The organism is Aestuarium sp. (assembly GCF_023253315.1).
Lineage (GTDB): Bacteria > Pseudomonadota > Alphaproteobacteria > Rhodobacterales > Rhodobacteraceae > Marivivens > Marivivens donghaensis.
Genome location: NZ_JALRGW010000107.1, coordinates 1 through 1,005 on the forward strand (window position 1 = coordinate 1; position 1,005 = coordinate 1,005).

A 1,005-nucleotide genomic window follows, 5' to 3' on the forward strand; every position below is an offset into this window, starting at 1 on the left:
CGATTGATCTTGTGAAGGAATTCGAGGGCTGCAAGCTGACTGCCTATCGTGATGTTATTGGCGTTTGGACTATCGGCTATGGCACAACGGCACGCGCTGGCCTTGGTATCATCCCCACCGCTGGCATGACAATAACGCAAGCTGAAGCCGATCAGCTTCTTGCGGATGGCTTGAATAAATTTGCAGACCAGATCCGGCCTATGATTACCGCAGACCTGAATGACAATCAGTTTGGTGCCTGTGTTTCGCTGGCATATAATATCGGCGCTTCTGGGTTTGGCCGTAGCACTGTGCTGGCCAAATTGCTCGATGGTGATTACGCCAAGGCGGCTGATTCTTTCCTACTATGGAACAAAGCTGGCGGGAAAACTCTCAAGGGCTTGGTTCGGCGACGTGAGGCCGAGCGCAAACTGTTCCTGACGCCAGTCTTTGAGCAGGTGCCTACCTTTGATGAGCGGATCAGCCCAGCGCAATCCACTACTGTGCAGGCATCGGCCTTGCAGATCGCATCCGGCGCAGGTGCTGGTATTGCAGCGCTTGGCTCGCTATCCGGCACGGCGCAGGTAGTTGCGCTGGGCTTTGCTGGCATCGTGGTGCTGGCTGGGCTTTACATCATGCGCGAGCGTCTTCGCAAATGGTCGCTGGGTGACCGCTGATGTGGGCTTTGCTTCCAGATAGCATCCGTCGCGCGCTGGCGTGGCTTGTGGCGGGCGCTATCGCTGTCTTGGCAGTCTTTGCCGCAGGAAAGCGCAATGCGCGTCAGCAGGCCGCTCTGGACGCCGCTGAGGCATACGCCAAAACACGGAAGGCAATCGACAATGAAGCTGCACATCTGGGCGATGATCCCAATATTTTGCGCGACTGGTTGCGTGAACGCGGTAAGTAGTAACGCGATCTGCGATGCAACATCCGCAATTCGCACCGAACATGCAGCCGCCCTTGCCGCTGATGGCGGTGATAAATCAGTCGTCACTGGCGCGCGCCTCATTGCCATGATTGATGGAG

At 56.6% G+C, this 1,005-nt stretch carries 2 protein-coding genes; both read left to right on the forward strand.

All coding sequences use genetic code 11. The features are described from left to right. Positions 1–656: lysozyme (locus AC1QQ2_RS14435; protein WP_479713668.1), on the forward strand; the 656-nt coding region annotated here is incomplete at its 5' end. Next, positions 656–886, forward strand: coding sequence for a hypothetical protein (locus AC1QQ2_RS14440; RefSeq protein ID WP_479713669.1), 231 nt, complete (start codon positions 656–658; stop codon positions 884–886). The genes AC1QQ2_RS14435 and AC1QQ2_RS14440, both read left to right, overlap by 1 nt. Positions 887–1,005 lie beyond the last annotated feature (119 nt).